Source organism: Agrobacterium deltaense RV3 (genome assembly GCF_900013505.1).
Classification (GTDB): domain Bacteria; phylum Pseudomonadota; class Alphaproteobacteria; order Rhizobiales; family Rhizobiaceae; genus Agrobacterium; species Agrobacterium leguminum.
Genome location: NZ_LT009745.1, coordinates 2,542,973 through 2,563,540 on the forward strand (window position 1 = coordinate 2,542,973; position 20,568 = coordinate 2,563,540).

Here is a 20,568-nt window from a genome sequence, read left to right on the forward strand (position 1 = left end):
CATTCATGCGGCAGATTTTTCCCGGTCTCGATCCCAAAAACTATGTGCAGCATCCGCTCCATTCCTCCGAGAGAATGTGGCCGGAGACCAATTGCTACATCGATTTGTGGATCGAGGTGCTGGCCTCGAAAGGTCTGCCGCCGGAAGCCATGTTCGGTTTCACGCTCACGCAGGATTTCGAAGGCGACCAGTTCACCTTCTTCAAGGTGCCGCTGGAAGACCTCGAGGCGCTTTATGGCGTTCGCGCCACCGAACTTGCGATCTTCGACAGCGTGGAAAACCACATCGAGGCGCAGCTCGCACGCGGCCGCATCTGCCTGATCGAGATGGACAGCTTCTATATGCCGGATACCCATGGAGTGGGCTACCGGAAGGAACATGGCAAGACCACCATCGCCATCAACCGGCTCGACCTCGCGAAGCGCGAACTCGACTATTTCCATAACGCCGGCTTCTTCCACCTTTCAGGCGAAGATTTTGACGGCCTGTTCCAGCATCATCTGGCCGAGACCGACCCGCCTTTCCTGCCCTATACCGAATTTGCAAAATTCGCGGATAGCAGCCCCTCGCCCGCACATATTCGCAAGACGGCCGAACGGCTCCTGAAGTTTCATTTTTCCAGACGGCCCTCCGCCAACCCGGTCCGTGCTTTTGCCGGCGTTTTTCCGGCGCAGGTGGAAAAGGTCGCTGACCGACCCTTCGGCTTTTTCCACAAATATGCCTTCAACACGCTGCGCCAGCTCGGCGCCAATTTCGAACTGGCGGCAAGCCACTTCGAATGGCTGGACGCGGAGGGTTTTTCTGAAGCAAGAGACCACGCGCTCAAGATTTCCGAGGTTGCCAAGACCGTGCAGTTCCAGCTCGCCCGCGCCGTCACGCGCCGCAAATTTGATGCGCTGGCCACCGTGCTCGATCCGGCAGCGGATGCGTGGGATGGTGTGATGGAAGCGCTTTCGACTAAACTCACTGATGCCAGCGAGGCCGCGTGAGGACTTATCTTCCCGGCGAAAGCGAGGAATTGCTGAGCGAAGGCTGGACGCTGACGCTGACGCCCGCCGATGCCTGCGAGACGCCGTCCGATATTCCCGCATCGCTTGAAAGCCTTCACGTCTCCGTTCCCGGCACGGTGGCGCAGGCTCTGGAAGCGGCTGGAAAATTTGACCGCCTTGCCCCGGCGCCTCTCAATGACAGGGATGCCTGGTATCGGCTGACGATGATTTCCGAAACGCGCGAACGCGCCACCCTGCGCTTCGACGGTCTCTCCACCATTGCCGAAATCTTCTTCAACGGCGAGCTGATCACCGCGAGCCAGAGCATGTTCGAAAGGCTGGAAGTGCCGGTCGAACTCACAGGCGCGGACGAGCTTTGCATCTGCTTCCGGGCGCTTGCGCCGAGGCTTGAAAAAACCGGTCCACGCGCCCGCTGGCGGCCGCAGATGATGAATACGCAGGGGTTGCGGCTGATTCGTACCACCGCACTTGGTTACATGCCCGGCTGGTGCCCGGAAATCCACGCCGCCGGCCCATGGCGACCCATCAGTCTGATCAGACAGGACGCGGTGCTTTGCACGCTCCGATCTTCGCTGGACGAGGCAGGAACGGGAACGGTCGCCATCTCGCTGGAAACCAACCGGCCCATAAAATCGGCACGGCTTGGCTGCGCGGGTTACAGCGCCGATCTTTCCAGGGATGAGAACGGCAAGTTTTCCGGCGAACTCCATATACCCGAAGTCGAAACATGGTGGCCGCACACCCATGGCAGGCCTGCGCTGCACGACACGCTTTTGGAATTGGACGGCGAACAACATAGGCTGGGGCGTACCGGCTTCCGGCGGGTCGAGATCGATCATGGCGAAGACGGTGAGGGTTTCGGCCTCACGGTGAACGGTCAGCCGGTCTTCTGCCGTGGCGCGGTCTGGACAACGGCCGATATTGTGCGCCTGCCGGGAACCGGGGCGGATTATGAGCCATGGCTTCGAAAAGCCGCGGAAGCCGGCATGAACATGATCCGCATCGGCGGCACCATGGCTTATGAGACTCCGGAATTTTTCGCGCTTTGCGACGAACTCGGCATCATGGTCTGGCAGGACGCCATGCTCGCCAATTTCGATTACCCGGCAAAGGACGAGAGCCTGCGCCAGCATATCGTCACGGAAATCTCGCAGTTCCTCGAAGCCACCGCGCTTTCTCCATCGCTCACCGTCTTCTGCGGTGGCAGTGAAATGTACCAGCAGGGCGCGATGCTTGGTCTGCCGGAACAGATATGGAAGGGAACGCTCACCGAGGAGGTTCTTCCGGAACTCCTTGCCGAGAAGCGGCCGGACACAGCCTATGTCGCCAATTCCCCCTCCGGCGGCGCATTGCCCTTTTTTCCCAACGTCGGGGTCGGCCATTATTACGGCGTGGGCGCCTATTGCCGCCCGCTGGAAGATGCGCGCCGCGCCGATCTGCGCTTCGCCGCCGAATGCCTCGCCTTCGCCAATATTCCCGAACAGGAAACGCTGGACAGATATCTACCCGGCGTGGCCGTGCACGATCCGCGATGGAAGGCACGCGCACCGCGCGATCGCGGGGCGTCCTGGGATTTCGAGGATGTTCGCGACCATTATCTAAAGCTGCTCTACGACGTCGAACCGGATGTTCTGCGTCGCGAAGACGGCGGCCTTTATCTCGACATGTCCCGGGCCGCCACGGCCGAGGTCATGGAGGCGACTTTCGCCGAATGGCGGCGCAGCGGCTCCTCCTGTCAGGGCGCTCTGGTCTGGACCCTGCAGGATCTCGTTCCCGGCGCAGGCTGGGGTGTCATCGATGCGACCGGCAGGCCCAAATCCGTCTGGCACGCGTTGAAAAGGGCGTTCCGCCCCATTCAGGTTACTTTTTCCGATGAGGGCACGAACGGGCTGGATATACACCTCGTCAACGAGACCGGCGGCGGCCTCGAAGCCATGCTGGAACTGACCTGCCTGCGCGAAGGTGTGCAACCCGTCGTCCACGCCAAACGACCGCTCACGCTTTCGCCGCGAAAGAGCAAGACCATTGCCGCAACAGATTTGTTCGGCGCCTTTTTCGATACGACCTATGCCTATCGTTTCGGCCCTCCGTCCCATGATGTAACGGTCGCCCGGCTTCGCGACGTTGCGACAGGACACGTGATCGCCGACGCATTCCATTTCCCTCTCGGTCGGAAAAAGGCGCTGCACGCCGCGAACCTTCAGGTCGCGATCGGTGAAACGAGCGGCAACTGGTCTCTTGAAATCGGCACGGACCGGCTGGCGCAGTCCGTCCATGTCGAGGTGCAGGGTTATTACGCCTCGGAAAACTGGTTCCATCTCGGCCCCGGCGAAACGAGAAAGATCAGCCTCCTGCCGGAGACCCCGGCGACGGAAGCCCCTCCTTCCGGAGAGGTCGAGTCACTGGGTTCCAGCCGGCGATTTTCCTTCTAGGGCATGACGGCCAGGCATTTTTACCGCAAATGCTCGAGAGCCAGCCGCTTCACCGCGTCGATATAGATTTGTCTGGCTTCCGGCGTTGAAAGATTGTGATCGGCATCGGGAATAATGGTCAGCGACACGTTCTTATAGGCGGCCAGTCCTTCGCCATTGGCGTCGAAGTAATATTGGAAATGTTCCAGACCATCGTCGTTGTCGCTGTAGAGCAAATGAACGGCGGTATCATTCGCCTTCAATTTGTCGAACGCGCCATAGACGGCACGCCCTTCCTCGCTGCCCCTGCGGAACAGCCTCGCCGTTTTTGTCGAAAGCCTCTTGATCGTCGCCTTGACGATGTTCAGCCCCGCACTTGCCACATCGACATCGCCGCTGATGAGACGCTTGAATGTCGCGCCCTGACGAAAACGCTGGCTGTACTCCCCGAAGGAACGCGGGCGTTTATGCAGGGCCTCATCCACCGAGCGGCCTTTACGCCAATGGAAGACGACCGGATTGACCGCGACCACGGCGCCGATCCGCTCATCGGCGATTGCGCCGTTGAAAGCGAGATAAGCGCCGCTGCACCGGCCCGCCGCAATGAAAGGCCCCTTGCCGCGCTTGCCGAGAAAATCGAGCGCGGCAGCCACGTCGTCGTTCTGCGCGGCATCGTAAAGAACCTGCTCGGGCACGTTTTTAACCGGAGGGCTGTCGGCAATATTGGCCGCATCGAAGCGAAGCGATGCCACCCCCTCACGCGCCAATGCACGGGCCATCTGTACGGAAAGCCTGCCCCAACCCGCATGCCGGTCATAGGCGGCGCCAAGCAGAAGAACCGAAGAAACCACCTCCCGGTCGTCAGGCCCGCAAAAAATACCGAAAAGCCGCCCGCCTTCTCCAAATTGCACCGGCTGCTCGACAAAACCGCGCCCACGCTGCGGGGCATTGACTGTGAAATCCTCCTGGGGGATCGCCGGACTCTCGGCATGGGTCTGGGAGAGAACCCAATCGACCAGCCGGTTGACCACATCGTCGGATATTTTCGAAAGCGTAGGGCTGGAAACGAGATCGTCGTAACCTGAAAACTCCGCCTCCTCCACCGCACCGCCCATCGCAACGAGATGCCTGGCGAAATCGGCATCGGTTACGCGGCCCGGCCGGGAAAGCGCCAGAATGCTGCGCGCCGGAGCAGCGGTCAGATTTGAAAGATTGGCCTTCCTGATCGCATCCGCAACACCGGCAGGCATGGCCATACCGGCAATCGATCCCGCCTCCGTCATCCGTTGCGCGGGCCGGAGACCGAGGCCATCGTCGATCATGGAGGACCACATCGCCAGCTCACGCAGATAGGCGCGGCCGGAAACCACAGGCGCCAGAAGCGCCATGGAACCCACTTCAGCCACATCGGCAAACGCCTTTGCAGCAATCAGGCAGCCAAGGCCCTGAGCGACAACGACCACTTCGGCGCAGCCGGAAAGACGCTTCAGACAGTTGAGCGCCGAGCGCGCGTCGGAAATCCAGTCCGCTGCACGGCCCGCATCGTCAGGGTCGAAGGCGTCACCCGCGCCCAGATAGTCGAATCGCAGGCTGGCGACACCGCAAGCGGCCAGCCGCTCGGCCAGTACCCGTTGAAACTTGCGGCTGCACAGCTCCTCCATGCCCCATGGGCTGACGAAAAGAACGGCGTGGCGCTGTCTGACGTCCTTGCGCGCCGGATGGAAAATCCCGGTGAGTCCATCAAAAGAGACCGGATGCGCAACCGTCCCATTCGAGGCAATGCCGGAAAGCGACAATGCATCAAGAGACGGATCGCTGCCTGTACGCTCTGAAATATCTATCGCCATCCGCCTTGCCATCATTGCGCCAGTGCCTGGCTCAACCATTACGGGATCATTGTATCGAAGCGTTTTACCGCCTGATCTACAATAAAAACAACAACATTAGAGAAGTCTAAAAATATAGTCGCATTTATATCCATTGCCGCCCGCACGTTGCAAAAACGAACGCCGAGATGGCGGGCAAGTCCAGGCGGGGCCGCTATTTTACTCGAAACCGCTTGAATATACTGATAAATAGCGAGTCCCATACCTATTTGCAGGAGGAGGTTGCGCCACCCGGCCACCGGATCGTCTAGACACCGCGCAAACCAACACGCCGGGCCACGCCCGACAGGTCATAGAAGTTTTATATGGAACAAAGCCTTACGCGTTATATCTGGTCGCACACGAGGCGGCAGCAGCTTTTCATTCTGCTGATCGTGGCCCTGTCGATGATCCCCTATTTCCTCGCCTTCGATCTGCCCAAGCAGATCGTCAACGGCCCAATTCAGGGGGACGGTTTCGAAGGGGCGAATGCGACGCAGCTTTTCATGCATCTCACGGTCGATATTCCCTACTGGGGCACCGTGACATTATTCCCCGGGCTCGAGCTCAACCGCATGTCGATGCTGATGGCGCTCAGCCTGACGTTCCTTGCGCTTGTCATCATAAACGGGCTCTTCAAATATTACATCAATACCTATAAGGGCCGCCTTGGCGAGCGGCTTCTGCGGCGCATCCGCTTCGAACTCATCGACAAGATTCTGCGGTTCCCACCCTCCCATTTCAAGCGGGTCAAAGGCGCGGAAATCTCCAGCATGGTGAAGGACGAGGTGGAGCCGCTCGGCGGATTTACCGGCGACGCCTTCGTGCAGCCGGCCCTTCTCGGCGGCCAGGCGCTCTCCGCGCTCTTCTTCATTCTCGTTCAGAATTTCTGGCTGGGCCTGATCGCGGCTTTCATGGCTGCCATTCAGGTGGGCATCATTCCCAAAATGCGCCGCCGCCTCATCGAGCTTGGCCGCCAGCGGCAGCTGAGCGCCCGCCAGCTTGCCGGACGCATCGGCGAAATGGTTGACGGTATCGGCACCATCCATGCCTATGACACGTCGAATTACGAGCGGGCGGATGCCTCACACCGTCTCGGCGACATCTTCAAGATCCGCTACGATCTCTACCAGTGGAAGTTTCTGGTCAAGTTCATCAATAACTTCCTCGCACAGCTCACTCCCTTCTTCTTTTATGCGCTCGGCGGTTATCTCACACTGAAGGGCAGCCTCGATGTCGGGCAGCTGGTCGCCGTCATCAATGCCTATAAGGAACTGCCCGGACCGCTGAAGGAACTGATCGACTGGGATCAGGCGCGTCAGGACGTGCAGGTGAAATACGAGCAGGTCTTCGAGCAGTTCGATGCCCCGAACATGATCGACGAGAAGGTGCAGAAACTGTCTCCAGGCGCAGTCGCGGCGATCAGCGCCCCGATCGTCGTCGCCAATCTGACGCTGGAGGACGACAGCGGCAGCCGGCTTCTGGAACAGGCATCGCTGAAGGTCGAGCCGGGCGAGGTGATCGCCATCGTCGGCGGCTCGGGGGCCGAGGCGCTGGCGGATGCAATCGGCCGCACGCTCTGGCCAACCTCGGGCAAGATCAGCATCAACGACGTCGACATATTGGAACTGCCGGAATCGCTGACCGGGCGGCGCATTTCCTATGTGTCCTCGGACAGCTATTTCTTCCACGCCAGCCTGAAGGACAACCTGCTTTACGGCCTCAAACACGCCCCGCTCGCGGACAGGAACTATGAGGGGGCAGCGCTGGAACATCGCAAGTGGGAAATCCGCGAAGCAAAGATGGCGGGCAATCCGCTGATCGATATCAACAGCGAATGGATTGACTACGCTTCGAGCCCGGCCGGCGACGGCAGGCCGGAAAATCTCATCCAGGCCATTCTGGCTGTCCTCGACAGCGTGGAACTGTCGCAGGATATTCTGGAGTTTGCGCTGCGGTCCTCGATCGACCCTTTGACCGACCTGCATCTTGCCGCGCGCATCGTTGAGCTGCGGCATGTGCTGCGTGCGGAGCTCGAAAAGGAAAATCTGAGCGGCCTCATCGCACCCTTTGAACTGGAGAGCTATAACAGCGAGGCGACGGTCGGCGAAAACCTGTTGTTCGGCACCATGCGGGATTCTTCCCAGACAATCCGAACCGTCATCGAAAGCGACTATTTCCGCTCCCTGATGCGCGAAACCGGCCTCGTAAAAACCCTGTTCGAGATGGGTTACACGATTGCCGAAAACATCGTGGAAATCTTCGCTGACCTGCCGGGAGACCACCCCTTCTTCCAGCAGCTCACCTTCATGACGCCCGACGACATTCCGGTCTATCAGCAGATGCTGCAACGTCTTCAGAGCCGGAGTTTCGACGAGGCCAATGAAAGCGAAAAGCGCGCAATGCTGCGGCTCAGCTTTTTCTACATCGAGCCTCGCCAGCGTTTCGGCCTGCTGTCGCCGGAGATCATGAAGCGGATCGTCGAAGTCCGGCACATGTTCCATGAGAACCTGCCCGACAGCCTGAAAAACGTGATCGAAATCTACGATCCGACCAAATATATGAGCGCTACCAGCCTGCTGGACAATATCCTGTTCGGCAAGGTCAGCCATCGCTACACCGACGCCTCGCGGCGCATCACCCGCATCGTCGCCGATGTCATGCGCAAGCAGGGTGTCTATGAACGCGTGCTGGCGGTGGGCCTGGACTTTAACCTCGGCGCGGGCGGCAAGCGGCTTGGCCCGCTCCAGCGCCAGAAGCTCAATCTCGCACGGGCGCTGATCCGCAAATCCGATTATTACGTCTTCAACCGCCCTCTTCCCGGCCTCGATCCCCGACAACAGGAGGAAATTGTCGAGCGGGTCATCACACTCCTGAAACAGAACAACAATAACCCGTCGATCATATGGGTTCTGTCGAACGCGACGCTCTCCCGCATGTTCGAGCGGGTGATCGTTGTTCACCAGGGCCTGATCACCGCCGACGGAAGTTACGAGACTCTCGCCGAGGAAAACGGTACATTCAAGGACATGGTCGCAACATAAATCCAAGAAGGTGACCGAGGTGGAACAAGAACAGGGTAAGTCAATGCTGTTTAAAGACGAAATTCAGATGCTGAAAAGGGTGCCGTTTTTTTCGGAAATGGAACCGTCAAAGCTCAAACTACTGGCATTCGCATCCGACCGGGTGTCCTATCATGCTGGCGACGTGCTGTTTCGTCAGGGAGATGTCGGCGATGCGGCCTATGTCGTCTTGACCGGAAAAGTCGATGTTCTGGTCGATTCCCCTTCGGGCACGCTGAAAGTGGCCGAAATGACCGGCAATGCCATTGTCGGCGAAATCGCTATCCTCTGCGATAGCGTCAGAACCGCAACCGTTCGCGCCTCCACCAATGTGGAAGCCCTGCGCATTGGCAAGGAACAGTTCTTCAAGCTCATGTCCGATTTCCCCGACATCACGATCAAGGTCATGCGCGTTCTGGCCGAACGCCTTACCCAGACGACGGCGGAACTGAGCAAAGCGCGGGCAGGTGCCCGGACATAAACGACGATTCCTTGCTACCTTGAATGGCGATATTGGAAAAATAAATGTCGTACTATTGCAATATAAATGAAATGCTGACTGAATAAGGGGTAAAGGCGTCCGCCAGAAACGAGCGGATATAAGAATCTATAGAGACAACGGGCTTCATGGGAGGAAAGCGTGCAAGATTCCGTTGTTATTGGGGTGTGTCATGGCGTTCGATTCCGACACAGCAAGTCGGGAAAGTAATAGAAATTTTCGGGTAAAGATCTGGGGTGCGCGGGGAACGCTTCCTGTTTCAGGTGAAAACTTCCGAAAATACGGCGGAAATACCATCTGCATCGAGGTGAGATGCGGCGATCGCGTTCTTTTGTTCGATGCGGGTTCGGGCTTGCATCCCGCTGGCCTTGCGCTGCGGGCGGAAGGCATTACCGACGTCAACCTGTTCTTCTCGCATTGTCATTACGACCACATTGTCGGCTTCCCCTATTTCAAGCCCTTTTATAACAGCTCCAACGATGTCGCCATCTGGTCGGGCCACCTCGCCGGCACGATGACCACCCGGGAAATGCTCAAGGACTTCATGAGCCCGCCGTGGTTTCCCGTGCCGCTGGAAATCTGCTGCGCAAAAATCGACACGCGGGACTTCATGCCGGGCGATACGCTCGATGTGCATCCCGGCCTTTCGATCAGAACAGGAATGCTCAACCATCCCGGCAACGCCATCGGATATCGGCTGGACTGGGAAGGAAAGTCCCTCGCCATCATCACCGACACCGAACATGAGCCGGGCGATATGGACGAAACCGTGCTCGACCTGATCAGGGATGTCGACCTTTTCCTCTATGACGCCATGTTCACCGATGAGGAAATGAGCCTTTATCGCGGCTATGGCCATTCGTCCTGGCAACAGGCGATCCGCCTCGCCAAACACGCCGGCGCCAAAAATGTCGGCTTCATCCACCACGCCCCAAGCCGCAGCGACGAAGAACTGGACACTATCGAAAAACAGGCGAAAGCCCAGTTCAGTGGCGCCTTCGCGGCCATGGACGGCCAGATCATCGAGCTCTGACGCAATCTGGCTCCGGCGAGGTCGACCTGTCCGACCGCTTTTTTGAAACCCTGATTTCGACAACTCTTGCCATGCGGGCGTTCGAACACGCACAATTGACCGTTTCCGATCGATTGCTCCACGATATTGCCACGAGACAGCCTGCAATAAGGGTGCCACCGCATACTACATGATGATTCTGCGCTGAATGACCACATGATGGGATTTGCATGATCCGTTTCTTTTCGGAGACCAATTTGAGACGCGCCCGGATTTTATCCGGCCTCATCATATTTGCTTTCGTATTTTCCCATCTTTTCAATCACTCCCTCGCACTCATCTCCATCGATACCGCCGAACGGGCGCGAAAATGGTTCAGCCTGATCTGGCTTAACCCCGTCAGCAGCCTGCTTTTTTATGGTTCGGTTCTGGTGCATGTCTGTCTTGTTCTGCGCTCGCTTTATCTGCGCAGAACGCTGCGCATGCCGCTCCGCGAAGCGCTTCAGGTTATCTTCGGCCTGTCCATCCCGTTCCTGATCATCGGCCACGCCGTCAATATCCGCGTGTCGCACATGCTTTATGGCATCGATGTCGGCTATTATTCGGTCATCCGCAGGCTGTGGATCAACAACCCGATACAGGGCGCCTGGCAAAGCCTCGCCTTGATCGTGATCTGGGTCCACGGATGCATTGGCCTCTATTTCTGGCTGCGCTACCGGGACTGGTATCCGCGGATAGCCGGGCTGTTCATGACGGTGGCCGTGATGCTGCCGCTCCTGGCGCTGCTGGGCTTCAGCGATGCCGGCCGCTGGCTGGCGGAAATCGATGAAAAATACGCGCTGCCGCCTGGACTTGCCGACAATACGATTCAAAAGGACGAGCTGCCACTGCAGCGGGAAATGGAAACACGGATCCGTTTCATCACCGGCACGGCGGAGACGTTGTTCGTCGGCGCGGTAATGCTGGTTTTCGCCATGCGTGGCCTACGCAGCTTTCGGCAACGATTGACGGCAATCGAAATCCGCTATGAACATGGCGCGCAGGCACATGTACCTGCCGGGCTCAGCATTCTGGAAGCCAGCCGCCTTGCGGGAATTCCGCATTACTCCGTCTGCGGCGGCAAGGGACGCTGCTCAACCTGTCGGGTCAAGGTTCTGAACAGCAAAGGCCCGTTACCGCCACCGGGAGACATCGAGCAAACCACATTGAGGCGCATCCATGCCGATTCGGATGTCCGGCTCGGCTGTCAGCTACGCCCCACCAGCGATATTGATATCGCCCTTCTCGTTTCGCCGCCCCAGCAAAGCGACCTGCCGGCCGATGCACAACCGGCCCGCCCCGGCCGGGAAGAAGAAATCGCCATCCTCTTTTGCGATCTGCGCAACTTCACCACGCTTTCCGAAGCGAAGCTGCCCTATGATGTCGTCTTCCTTCTGAACCGCTATTTCACCATCGTCGGCCAGGCCGTCGAACAGGCGGGAGGCCATCTCGACAAATTCATCGGCGATGGCGCCATGGCGCTTTTCGGACTTGGTGAGGACGCGGAACATGCCTGCCGCAACGCCATGAAGGCGGCCGCGACCATATTGCGGGATATAGCAATCCTGAACGAGGGGCTGGAGAAACAATTCGCCGTCCGTCTGGAAGTCGTCGTCGGCATTCATTCCGGTCCGAGCATCGTCGGCGTCATGGGATATGGCGCGGCCAAAACCCTGACGGCCATCGGCGATACCGTCAACGTGGCAAGCAGGCTCGAATCCAAGGCCAAGGAATTCGGTGCAGCCATCGTTGTTTCCGAACCGGCCATCATTCAGGCGGGACAGGAGATTGCCGATCTCAGAAGCGAAGAAATCGCCATTCGCGGCCGCAACTCGCAAATGAAGGTCTTCCTGCTCTCGAAAGAAGAGAGTGAGCGCTATTTATGAGATAGCCCCGACACATCTGTCGGGGTGTCCGATCTCAAATCTTGCGATAGAGAAAATAGCGGTCCGTCGGCACGCTTGCCGGCACCGGCAGCGGCTTCAACATGGGATGATCCAGAGGCAGACCGCTGACCGCGAGACCGCCTTTCGCCAGCATGCCCGCCGCAAGATCGGGCAACCATGTGAGGGTAACCGCATCCTTTTCCGGATAGCCCGTGCCGATATCGGCATGCACGAACGCCGCTTCCGTGCCGACGAAAGCCGGAGCGGTTTGCGATATTTCACCGATCACCAGATCTTCCTGTGCCGGAACGGAGGAAGCATGCGCACCCATGGCCCTGTCGAAAGCGATGATGCGGCGGTTGGGGAACAGTTCCCGCAGGTGATTGAAGGTGCGCCCGTTGCCAAGGCCGATTTCCATGAGCGCGCCTTCATCCGGCAGATCGAGATCGGCTGCGACATGGTTGAGGATATCGCGCTGCGCGGTCAGTCGGCGAATGAAACTATCGAGTCTGCTCATGTTATCAGGCCTTGATGATGTGTTTTGCGGCTATATCCCGACGCGCGAAAACATTGCGCGTGTCGATGATAAGCGGCGCCCATTCGCTTAGAGCGGCATAATCCACATTGTCATGATCGGTCGCAACGAGAACGGCGTCGAAAGCGCCGATCGCCTGCCTGTCCCACGGCACGGATTTCATGCCCATCAGGTGGCTATATTCCCGGGTTTTCGGGATTTCGGCTACGTGAGGATCGAAATAGGCCGCTTCGCCGCCACGCTCCTGAATAAGCTCGATGAGCTTCAGAGAGGGGCTTTCGCGAATATCCGGCACATTCTTTTTATAGGCGAGGCCGACGACCAGCACCTTCGAGCGGCTGAGCGCCTTGCCGGAATGAATATCGAGCGCCTCCGCGACCCGTCCGATGACGTGACGCGGCATGCCGGTATTGATCTCGCCGGCCAGTTCGATGAACCGCGTCGGCAATTCATATTCGCGCGATTTCCAGGTGAGGTAAAAAGGATCGATCGGTATACAATGGCCGCCAAGGCCCGGGCCGGGATAAAACGGCATGAAACCGAACGGCTTGGTCTTCGCCGCATCGATCACTTCCCAGATGTCGATACCCATCGCCTCGTAAACGACCTTGAGTTCGTTGACGAGCGCAATATTGACGGCACGGAAGACGTTTTCGGTGATTTTCACCGCCTCGGCGGTGGCATTTGTCGAGACGGGGACGATCTTTTTGACCACCGAACCGTAAAATGCCGCCATCAGCTTTCCGGCCGCCTCGCCATCGCCAGCGACAACCTTCGGAATGGTCGAGGTCTCGAAATCGCGATTGCCGGGATCTTCCCGTTCGGGTGAAAAGCCGATGAAGAAATCAACGCCGGAGACAAGCCCCGTGCTTTCCAGAATGGTCTTCACCACCCCGTCAGTCGTGCCGGGATAAGTGGTCGATTCCAGAACCACGAGCTGGCCCTTGCGCAGATATGCCGCAATATCGCGACAGGTCTTTTCGACATAGGAAAGGTCCGGCTCGCGATATTTCGTGAGGGGTGTGGGCACGCAGATGGCAATGACATCGCATTCGGCCAGCCTGGAGAAATCCGAGGTGGCGACAAAGCCGTCATCCTGCCTCACACTCGCCAGCACCTCGTCGGAAACGGCCTCGATATAACTGCGCCCAGTCTCGATCGCGGTAATTTTACCGGGATCGATATCGAAACCGACAACCTTAAAACCGCCCCTGGCGATCGTCATGGCAAGCGGCAGACCGACATAGCCGAGGCCTATCACCCCCGCTTTGGCGCTTTTGTTTTCAATGCTGGAAAGCAGGTTCCGGGAAATGTCTGGGGAAGTCAAAGCGTGTCACGCTCCGCGCATGTGCAAAAGATGCCTTTCAGTTGGGCAAGAATGACGGACCTGTCAAGGCTCGGCCCTTTCAAATTCCGGTTGACGCCCTAGCCACCGCCAACGCACAACCGTCGCCATGAAGATCGCCTTTTATGCGCCGCTCAAATTTCCCAACCATCCCGTTCCCTCCGGTGACCGGCTGATGGCCCGTTTGCTGATGACGGCGATCACGATGGGCGGTCACGATGTTTCCGTCGCTTCGGAACTGCGCAGCTTCCTGAAACAGCCCGATGACCCGGCAAGGGCGTTGGTCGCCGATGAGGCCGAGCGCGAAATCGAGATCGTCACACGGCGCTGGCGACGGGATGGCGTGCCGGATCTCTGGTTTTGTTACCACCCCTATTACAAGGCGCCGGACTTGCTCGGGCCGGAACTAAGCAAACGTTTCGACATCCCCTTTGTCAGCGCTGAAGCGTCCTATTCGCCGAAACGGAATGGCATGGGATGGCAGGCGGTTCAGGATGGGTTGCTGGCCGCGTTGAACGCCGCCGCCATCAATATCTGCTTCACCGCGCGGGATCGTGAAGGGCTTGTGCGGGCCTCGCCCACCCTTCGCTGGGCCATGCTGCCGCCTTTCATCGATACTGGGGCTTTTCTCAAGAACACGCCCCAGCCGACACCCGCGAGGCTCATCACCGTCGCCATGATGCGGGCGGGTGACAAACTCGACAGCTATCGCGCCCTTTCCGAAGCGCTCGCCCTGTTGCCGCAGGATCTCGACTGGACGCTGGATATCGTCGGCGACGGACCGGAACGCACGGCCGTGGAAGCCATGTTCAGCACGTTTCCCAACCACCGTCTCGTCTGGCACGGGGAAAAAACCGCAGCCGAGATCGCAATGCTCCTTTCAAAAGCCTCTCTCTATGTCTGGCCGGGCCATGGCGAGGCCTATGGGCTTGCCTATCTCGAAGCGCAGGCTGCCGGCCTGCCCGTTGTGGCCGAAAAAGTGGCTGGCGTCCCCGAGGTGGTAAAATCCGGCGTCACAGGATTACTGACACCAGAAAATGATAGAGCCGCCTATGCCGACGCGATTAAAACCCTGCTCGGCGACGACAGACAGCGCGAAGAACTGGCACGGGCGGCCCGGCAATTCGTGAGGAACGAACGGTCTCTGGAAAATGCCGCAAAAGAACTGAACCATATCCTGCTGCAAGCAAAGGCGCGAAGATCATGAGTCTGGAAAAACTCGTTGCGGCACTGGACGAATGCGGGCGGCGCGGCATATCCGCCGATCTCTGGCTTCGGGACGACGATGCGGTGGAGCCGACGCCCGCGCTCGACACGTTGCTCGATCTTTGCGGCGGCTTCTCCGCTCCGGTCACGCTCGCGGTCATCCCCGAGATGACGACCGATAAGCTCGCACGGCATCTGGATGTGTCGGACATTGCCCAGGTCGCCGTGCATGGCTGGTCCCATACGAATTATGCCGGCGAGAAGGAAAAGAAACAGGAACTCGGATCGCATCGCGATCCCGCTGTCGTTCTCGATGAATTGCAATCCGGACTGGATAAACTCCACGACCTGCATGGCGGGCGTTTGGTGCCGATGCTCGTGCCGCCGTGGAACCGCATAGATGCCGATATCGTGAAGGCACTGGCGGGCCTCGGATATCGCGCCCTATCCGTTTTCGGCCCGGAGAAAAGCACCCTGCCGCCCTGCCTGAACACCCATGTCGATGTAATCGACTGGCACGGCAGTCGCGGTGGCCGTAACGACGACGTGCTCTTCGCCGAGACCGCCGCCCGCATCCTGACGACCGCCGAAAACGGCGGCACCACCGGCATCCTCACCCACCATCTCGTCCATGACGACAATGTCTGGCGCTTTCTGAGACGGCTTTTCGAGGTGACCGCCGAACATACCGCCGCCCGCTGGCGTTCTTCGAAAGACCTCGTCGACGACATCTCACCATGATTTCCAGGCGATCAGCAACCCGCTCGCCTTGGTGGAAAGTTCCCGCCTGACCGCTTCCACCGTCTCAAAGGGGGCGCGGTCGGGAAGGGACGCGGCAACGAACCCCGCCGGCGCAAGGCTGATACTTCCCGCGCGGGCGACGATGGTGAAGATCAAGGGGCCGGTCGACCACCAGGCAGGCGCGCGCGGCATGTCTTCGATAATCCCGGGAAAGGCTTCCAGCATCCTGCTGAAAACCGGATGTCCGGCAGGCGCAGCGATGAAGGAATTGGCAAGCAGCATGCTGCCCTGCCCCGTGTCCCGCGGCGTTTTTTTCGTCAAACACCGTCAGCCCCGCCAGAGGCAGGAATGTATCGAAACTCACATCGTCCCGCGCCGGATACCAGTCGCAATCGAGATAGATACCGCCAAACCGCTCCAGCAGAATATAACGGGCCACGTCCACCGCGCCCGGATAATCGCCCTTGTCCAGCATGGTTTTGAAGACGCCGTTCGAAAACACGCCCTCCCGCTCAAGATCGGCCTCCCGCCAGAGCCGATAGTCGTAACCATGGTTCGAAGCGTGGGCGGCCCATGCCTCAACCGATACCGGCGGGGCTTTTTCCCCGATCCATATCTGATGGATGAGCCTTGGCACATCTTCACGGCTTTTGACGCTGATCGTGCGACGTTCTTCCGTGGAAAACCGCGCATATTTCTCCAGCACCTGTGGGGGTGGAACAAGCGTATATTGATAACCGATCTTCGCGACCATATCGCCCTCGGCCTTGGCGAGGCGCAGCCGTGCCGCGTGCAGCCGGCGCGGCAGGCCGAGCACCGTTTGCTCACCCATCAGGTGGCCGTCCTTTGCTGCAACCAGCGATAAGAGAAGCGCATTGGCTTCCGCATACTGACCGCCATTTTGCAACTGCCGGGCCTTATCCAGCTGGGCATCGTAATATTTCTTGTCGGACATGGATCCTCATCCAGAAACGCTCGTTAACATATCGCCAAACAAAAGGCGTCAGGCAAGCCGTCGTGTTTCGGAAGCCGGCTTTGAATTCGCTAAACAATTCGATGTTTCAGAGGCATAGACAGACAACACACCCTGCGATAACGTGGATTTAAGCCCTCCTGAGCAAATTGTCACAAGGCAACGATAAAGAGACGGCAAGGAACCCTTTGGCATGAGCGCAGGCGCAGATTTGCTTCGTATTGAAAATCTGCGGGTCTCGTTTTCTCTCATGGGCGGCACCATAGATGCCGTCAGGGGCGCGAGCCTTCGCATTCTTCCGGGAAAAGTCACGGCTCTCGTCGGCGAGTCCGGCTCGGGAAAATCCGTCATCGGCCAGACCATCATGGGCATCCATCCCAAGACGGCGCGCGTGAATGGCCGCGTGCTGTTCACCGATCCGGAAAATGCCGCGGCCGGCCCTGTCGATCTGCTGCAATTGCCGAAGGACGGCCGGGAAATCCGTTCGATACGCGGAAATCGCATCGGCCTGATTTTTCAGGAGCCCATGACCTCCTTTTCGCCGCTGCACACCATCGGCAACCAGATCGACGAGGCGCTCAGGATTCACAGCATCCTGTCACCGGCCGAACGTGCGGAAAAAATGCATGAAACGCTCGACCTCGTGGGGTTTTCCAAACCCAAGAAGGTCGTGAACATGTATCCCTTCGAGCTGTCGGGCGGCATGCGCCAGCGCGCCATGATCGCCATGGCGCTGATCTGTCGCCCCGCACTTCTGATCGCCGACGAGCCGACGACGGCGCTGGATGTGACCATACAGGCGCAAATCCTCAAGCTGCTGCGCGATCTGCAGAGCCGCCTGAACATGAGCATGCTGCTCATCACCCACGATCTCGGCGTGGTGGCCAATATCGCCGATGAGGTTGCCGTGATCTATCAGGGCGAGATCATGGAGGCCGGTACGGTCGACGACATTTTCAAGTCGCCGAGCCACCCCTACCTCAAGGGCCTGATGGCCGCCGTGCCGCATTTCGACATGAAGCCCGGCGAAAGGCTGAAGGCGCTTCGCGAAATCAACATTGACCACGAAAGCCTCGTCGGCAAAAAAAACGCCGCGGTGAACAAGACCCCCGGCCCGCTTCTGACCGTGAACAATATCAGCAAGACCTTCACGACCCGGAAGTCCAGCTGGTTCCGCAAAGGCGATGCCAACGCCACCAAGGCGGTCAATAGCGTCAGTTTTGAAATTCGCCGCGGAGAATGCCTCGGGCTGGTGGGTGAAAGCGGCAGCGGCAAAACCACCGTCAGCAAAATCCTCATGCGCGCCGTTCGCCCGGATGAAGGCTCGGTGACCTTTCACCGGCCTGAGGGCGACATCGACGTCCTCAATGCCAGGGACGGAGACCTGAAAGAGCTGCGGTCGAAGATACAGATGGTCTTCCAGGACCCGATATCGTCTCTGTCGCCACGCATGACCGTGGGCAACATCCTGAGCGAGCCGCTGGAAATCCACGGACGGGGGGATGCGAAATACCGCGCGGAGAAAGTCCGGGGTCTCGTCAGGGCCATCGGCCTGGGCGAAAGCGCGCTGAACCGCTATCCCCATAGTTTCTCCGGCGGCCAGAGGCAACGCATCGGCATTGCCCGCGCCTTGGCACTCGGCCCCGAATTGTTGATCTGCGATGAGCCGGTCTCCGCCCTCGATGTCTCGGTGCAGGCGCAAATTCTCAATCTGCTGAAGGATTTGCAGCAGGATCTCGGGCTGACCTATCTCTTCATTTCGCATAATCTGGCGGTGGTGGACTATATGGCCGACCGCGTGGCGGTGATGTGCGAGGGCCGTATCGTGGAGCTGGCGCCGCGCGAAATCCTGATGCGCTCTCCGGTTCATCCCTATACGAAATCCCTGCTGGCCGCCGTGCCTTTCCCCGATCTCGACCGCCCGCTCGATTTCCGCACCATCGGCAAGATCAGCGCGACGGGCAAATTCGACTGGGGCAAACAGTTCCGCGACGAGGGTGATGGCGACATGATCTCCGCCGATCTCGGCGAAGGCCATTTCGTGCTTGCAAACGGCAATGCCGATATCCGGGAGCTTCGCCCTTGATCACGCGTCGCACCACCCTTGCCCTCTTGGCCTCCGTCTTCCTGCCGGCCCATGCCCGGGCCGCTTATACCGACCCCGCCTATTTCAAAGAAAAACGGGAAAAGGGCGAATTGCCCGAGGTGGCCGAACGCCTGCCGAAAAACCCGCGCGTCATCGACATGAAAGCGCTTGGCCGCGAGCCGGGAAAACATGGTGGCTCGGTGCGTATGCTCATTGGCGGCCAGCGCGACATTCGCCTGATGCCGATCAGCAGCTATGCCCGCCTTGTCGGTTATGACGAGAAATTCGAGCTTCATCCGGATATTCTCGAAAGCTACGACCTTCAGGAAGAACGCATCTTCACCTTCAAGCTGCGCGAAGGCCACAAATGGTCCGACGGCAGCGATTTCACCTCCGAGGATTTCCGTTATTTCTGGGAGGACGTTGCCCTCAACAGGGAAATCCACAAGGGCGGCCCGCCGATAGAGCTTCTGGTCAACAGCAAGCCGCCGCTTATCGAAGTCATCGACCGGTTGACGGTGCGCTATACCTGGGATGGTCCGAACCCGGATTTTCTGGCGAAGCTCGCAGCGGCCTCACCGGCGCGGCTGTTCCTGCCCGCCGCCTATATGAAACAGTTCCACGTCAAATATCAGACGGCGGAAAAACTCGCCAAGCTGATCAAGAAAAACAAGGCGGATGACTGGAGCGGGCTGCATATCAAGATGTCGCGGCAGGTTCGTCCAGAAAATCCCGATCTGCCGACGCTGGATGCCTGGCGCAACACCACCGCGCCGCCAGCCGAACAATTCGTCTTCGAGCGTAACCCCTATTATCACCGGGTCGACGAAAACGGCCTGCAACTGCCCTATCTCGATCGTTTCCTGCTCAACGTCACTTCGTCCGACATCATCTCGGCCAAGACGGCGTCCGGCGATAGCGATCTGCAATATTTCGGCCTCGATTTCGCCGATTACACCTTTCTCAAAGATGCCGAAAAGCGCTTTCCCCTGAAGGTGAACCTCTACAAGCGCTCTCAGGGTTCGCGCATCGCGCTGCTGCCCAACCTCAATTGTGCCGACGCAGTCTGGCGCAGCGCTTTTCAGGACGTGCGCGTGCGCCGGGCGCTGTCGCTCGCGATAAACCGGCACGAAATCAACATGGTCTGCTTTTACGGGCTGGCAAAGGAAAGCGCCGACACCGTTCTGCCGGAAAGCACGCTTTACCGGCAGGAATTTGCGGACGCCTGGAGCGCTTTCGACCGTGCGGCGGCCAACAGGCTGCTCGATGAAGCCGGTCTCGACAAGCGCGACAATGCCGGCCTTCGGCTCCTGCCGGATGGTCGCCCGGCCTATATCATCGTCGAAACGACAGGCGAAAGCACGCTTGAAACCGACGTGATGGAACTGGTGACGGATCACTGGCGGCATATCGGCATTGCCGTTTCCGTCCGCCCCACCCAGCGCGATGTCTTCCGCAAGCGCGCCATGGGCGGCGAGGTGCTGATGTCGGTATGGATGGGCATGGACAACGGTGTGCCGACGCCCGACATGCTGCCTTCCGGCCTCGCGCCCACCGGTGACGACCAGCTGCAATGGCCGGTCTGGGGTGTGCATTATCTTTCCGGCGGCCGCGAGGGCAAGGAGCCCGATCTGCCGGAGGCGGCGCATCTGCTCGATCTCCTGAAAAAATGGCGCAGAAGCGTCACCGAACAGGAGCGCGAAGCCATCTGGCTGGAAATGCTGGGTATTTATACGCAGCAGGTGTTTTCCATCGGCATCGTCAACGGCGCGCTGCAACCCGTCGTTCATGTCAAACGCATGCGAAACGTGCCGGACAAGGCGCTTTTCGGTTACGAGCCCACATCCTATCTCGGCGTCTATATGCCGGATGCCTTCTGGTATGACGGAGACGCCTGA

Annotated in this window: 14 protein-coding genes and 1 pseudogene; 10 read left to right on the forward strand and 5 right to left on the reverse strand. The window is 58.9% G+C overall.

Annotation, left to right across the window (positions count from 1 at the left end; all coding sequences use genetic code 11):
* The first annotated feature begins 5 nt into the window (after window positions 1-5).
* Both AGR7B_RS12885 and AGR7B_RS12890 read left to right on the forward strand, forming a co-directional pair.
* On the forward strand, window positions 6-989 hold the full coding sequence (locus AGR7B_RS12885; protein ID WP_080856796.1) for a DUF1839 family protein: 984 nt from the start codon (window positions 6-8) through the stop codon (window positions 987-989).
* Window positions 986-3,442, forward strand: a complete 2,457-nt coding sequence (locus AGR7B_RS12890) for a glycoside hydrolase family 2 protein (protein ID WP_080856797.1) — start codon at window positions 986-988, stop codon at window positions 3,440-3,442. Before AGR7B_RS12885 ends, AGR7B_RS12890 begins: the two co-directional genes overlap by 4 nt.
* A gap of 20 nt (window positions 3,443-3,462) precedes the next feature.
* Here AGR7B_RS12890 and AGR7B_RS12895 read toward each other — a convergent pair whose 3' ends face one another.
* Together AGR7B_RS12895 and AGR7B_RS12900 are read right to left on the reverse strand one after the other, a co-directional pair.
* Complete coding sequence (locus AGR7B_RS12895) at window positions 3,463-5,268, reverse strand: serine aminopeptidase domain-containing protein (protein ID WP_208616030.1); 1,806 nt, start codon at window positions 5,266-5,268, stop codon at window positions 3,463-3,465.
* A 38-nt stretch (window positions 5,269-5,306) separates the two neighbouring features.
* Entirely contained in the window at window positions 5,307-5,510 is a 204-nt protein-coding gene (locus AGR7B_RS12900) for a hypothetical protein (RefSeq protein WP_080856799.1), read from the reverse strand.
* A 102-nt stretch (window positions 5,511-5,612) separates the two neighbouring features.
* Here AGR7B_RS12900 and AGR7B_RS12905 point away from each other — a divergent pair, with 102 nt between their 5' ends.
* The 4 genes from AGR7B_RS12905 to AGR7B_RS12920 all read left to right on the forward strand — a co-directional run bounded on the left by AGR7B_RS12905 (window position 5,613) and on the right by AGR7B_RS12920 (window position 11,784).
* Window positions 5,613-8,330 (forward strand): ABC transporter ATP-binding protein, encoded by a 2,718-nt coding sequence (locus AGR7B_RS12905; protein ID WP_065656996.1) that lies wholly within the window; start codon window positions 5,613-5,615, stop codon window positions 8,328-8,330.
* A gap of 43 nt (window positions 8,331-8,373) precedes the next feature.
* A complete protein-coding gene (locus AGR7B_RS12910; protein WP_065656995.1) occupies window positions 8,374-8,829 on the forward strand; it encodes a cyclic nucleotide-binding domain-containing protein in 456 nt (151 codons plus the stop codon).
* Between the two features lie 190 nt (window positions 8,830-9,019).
* A complete protein-coding gene (locus tag AGR7B_RS12915; protein WP_080856800.1) occupies window positions 9,020-9,880 on the forward strand; it encodes an MBL fold metallo-hydrolase in 861 nt (286 codons plus the stop codon).
* 209 nt (window positions 9,881-10,089) lie between these two features.
* Window positions 10,090-11,784 (forward strand): adenylate/guanylate cyclase domain-containing protein, encoded by a 1,695-nt coding sequence (locus AGR7B_RS12920; protein ID WP_080856801.1) that lies wholly within the window; start codon window positions 10,090-10,092, stop codon window positions 11,782-11,784.
* Between the two features lie 34 nt (window positions 11,785-11,818).
* Here AGR7B_RS12920 and AGR7B_RS12925 read toward each other — a convergent pair whose 3' ends face one another.
* On the reverse strand, window positions 11,819-12,301 hold the full coding sequence (locus AGR7B_RS12925) for a class I SAM-dependent methyltransferase (RefSeq protein WP_078052412.1): 483 nt from the start codon (window positions 12,299-12,301) through the stop codon (window positions 11,819-11,821).
* A 4-nt stretch (window positions 12,302-12,305) separates the two neighbouring features.
* Window positions 12,306-13,646 carry a nucleotide sugar dehydrogenase gene (locus tag AGR7B_RS12930; RefSeq protein ID WP_161987758.1) on the reverse strand — a complete coding sequence of 447 codons (1,341 nt, stop codon included), beginning with the start codon at window positions 13,644-13,646 and terminating at the stop codon, window positions 12,306-12,308.
* 127 nt (window positions 13,647-13,773) lie between these two features.
* On the opposite strand from AGR7B_RS12930, the gene AGR7B_RS12935 reads away from it, so the two are divergent.
* Together AGR7B_RS12935 and AGR7B_RS12940 are read left to right on the forward strand one after the other, a co-directional pair.
* Window positions 13,774-14,871: a glycosyltransferase family 4 protein gene (locus AGR7B_RS12935; protein ID WP_080856802.1), complete on the forward strand. Its 1,098-nt coding sequence runs from the start codon at window positions 13,774-13,776 to the stop codon at window positions 14,869-14,871.
* Window positions 14,868-15,611: a polysaccharide deacetylase family protein gene (locus tag AGR7B_RS12940; protein ID WP_080856803.1), complete on the forward strand. Its 744-nt coding sequence runs from the start codon at window positions 14,868-14,870 to the stop codon at window positions 15,609-15,611. The genes AGR7B_RS12935 and AGR7B_RS12940 overlap by 4 nt, the downstream gene beginning before the upstream one ends.
* On the opposite strand, the pseudogene AGR7B_RS12945 reads toward AGR7B_RS12940, so the two are convergent.
* Window positions 15,603-16,566 (reverse strand): annotated as a pseudogene (locus AGR7B_RS12945) (glycosyltransferase family 32 protein). The gene AGR7B_RS12940 and the pseudogene AGR7B_RS12945 sit on opposite strands and share 9 nt — an antisense overlap.
* Before the next feature lie 211 nt (window positions 16,567-16,777).
* Between AGR7B_RS12945 and AGR7B_RS12950 the strand changes: the two are divergent.
* The gene (locus tag AGR7B_RS12950; RefSeq protein ID WP_080856804.1) at window positions 16,778-18,670 is read left to right on the forward strand and encodes an ABC transporter ATP-binding protein; all 1,893 of its coding nucleotides are present in this window, start codon (window positions 16,778-16,780) and stop codon (window positions 18,668-18,670) included.
* The gene (locus AGR7B_RS12955) at window positions 18,667-20,568 is read left to right on the forward strand and encodes an ABC transporter substrate-binding protein (protein ID WP_080856805.1); all 1,902 of its coding nucleotides are present in this window, start codon (window positions 18,667-18,669) and stop codon (window positions 20,566-20,568) included. Before AGR7B_RS12950 ends, AGR7B_RS12955 begins: the two co-directional genes overlap by 4 nt.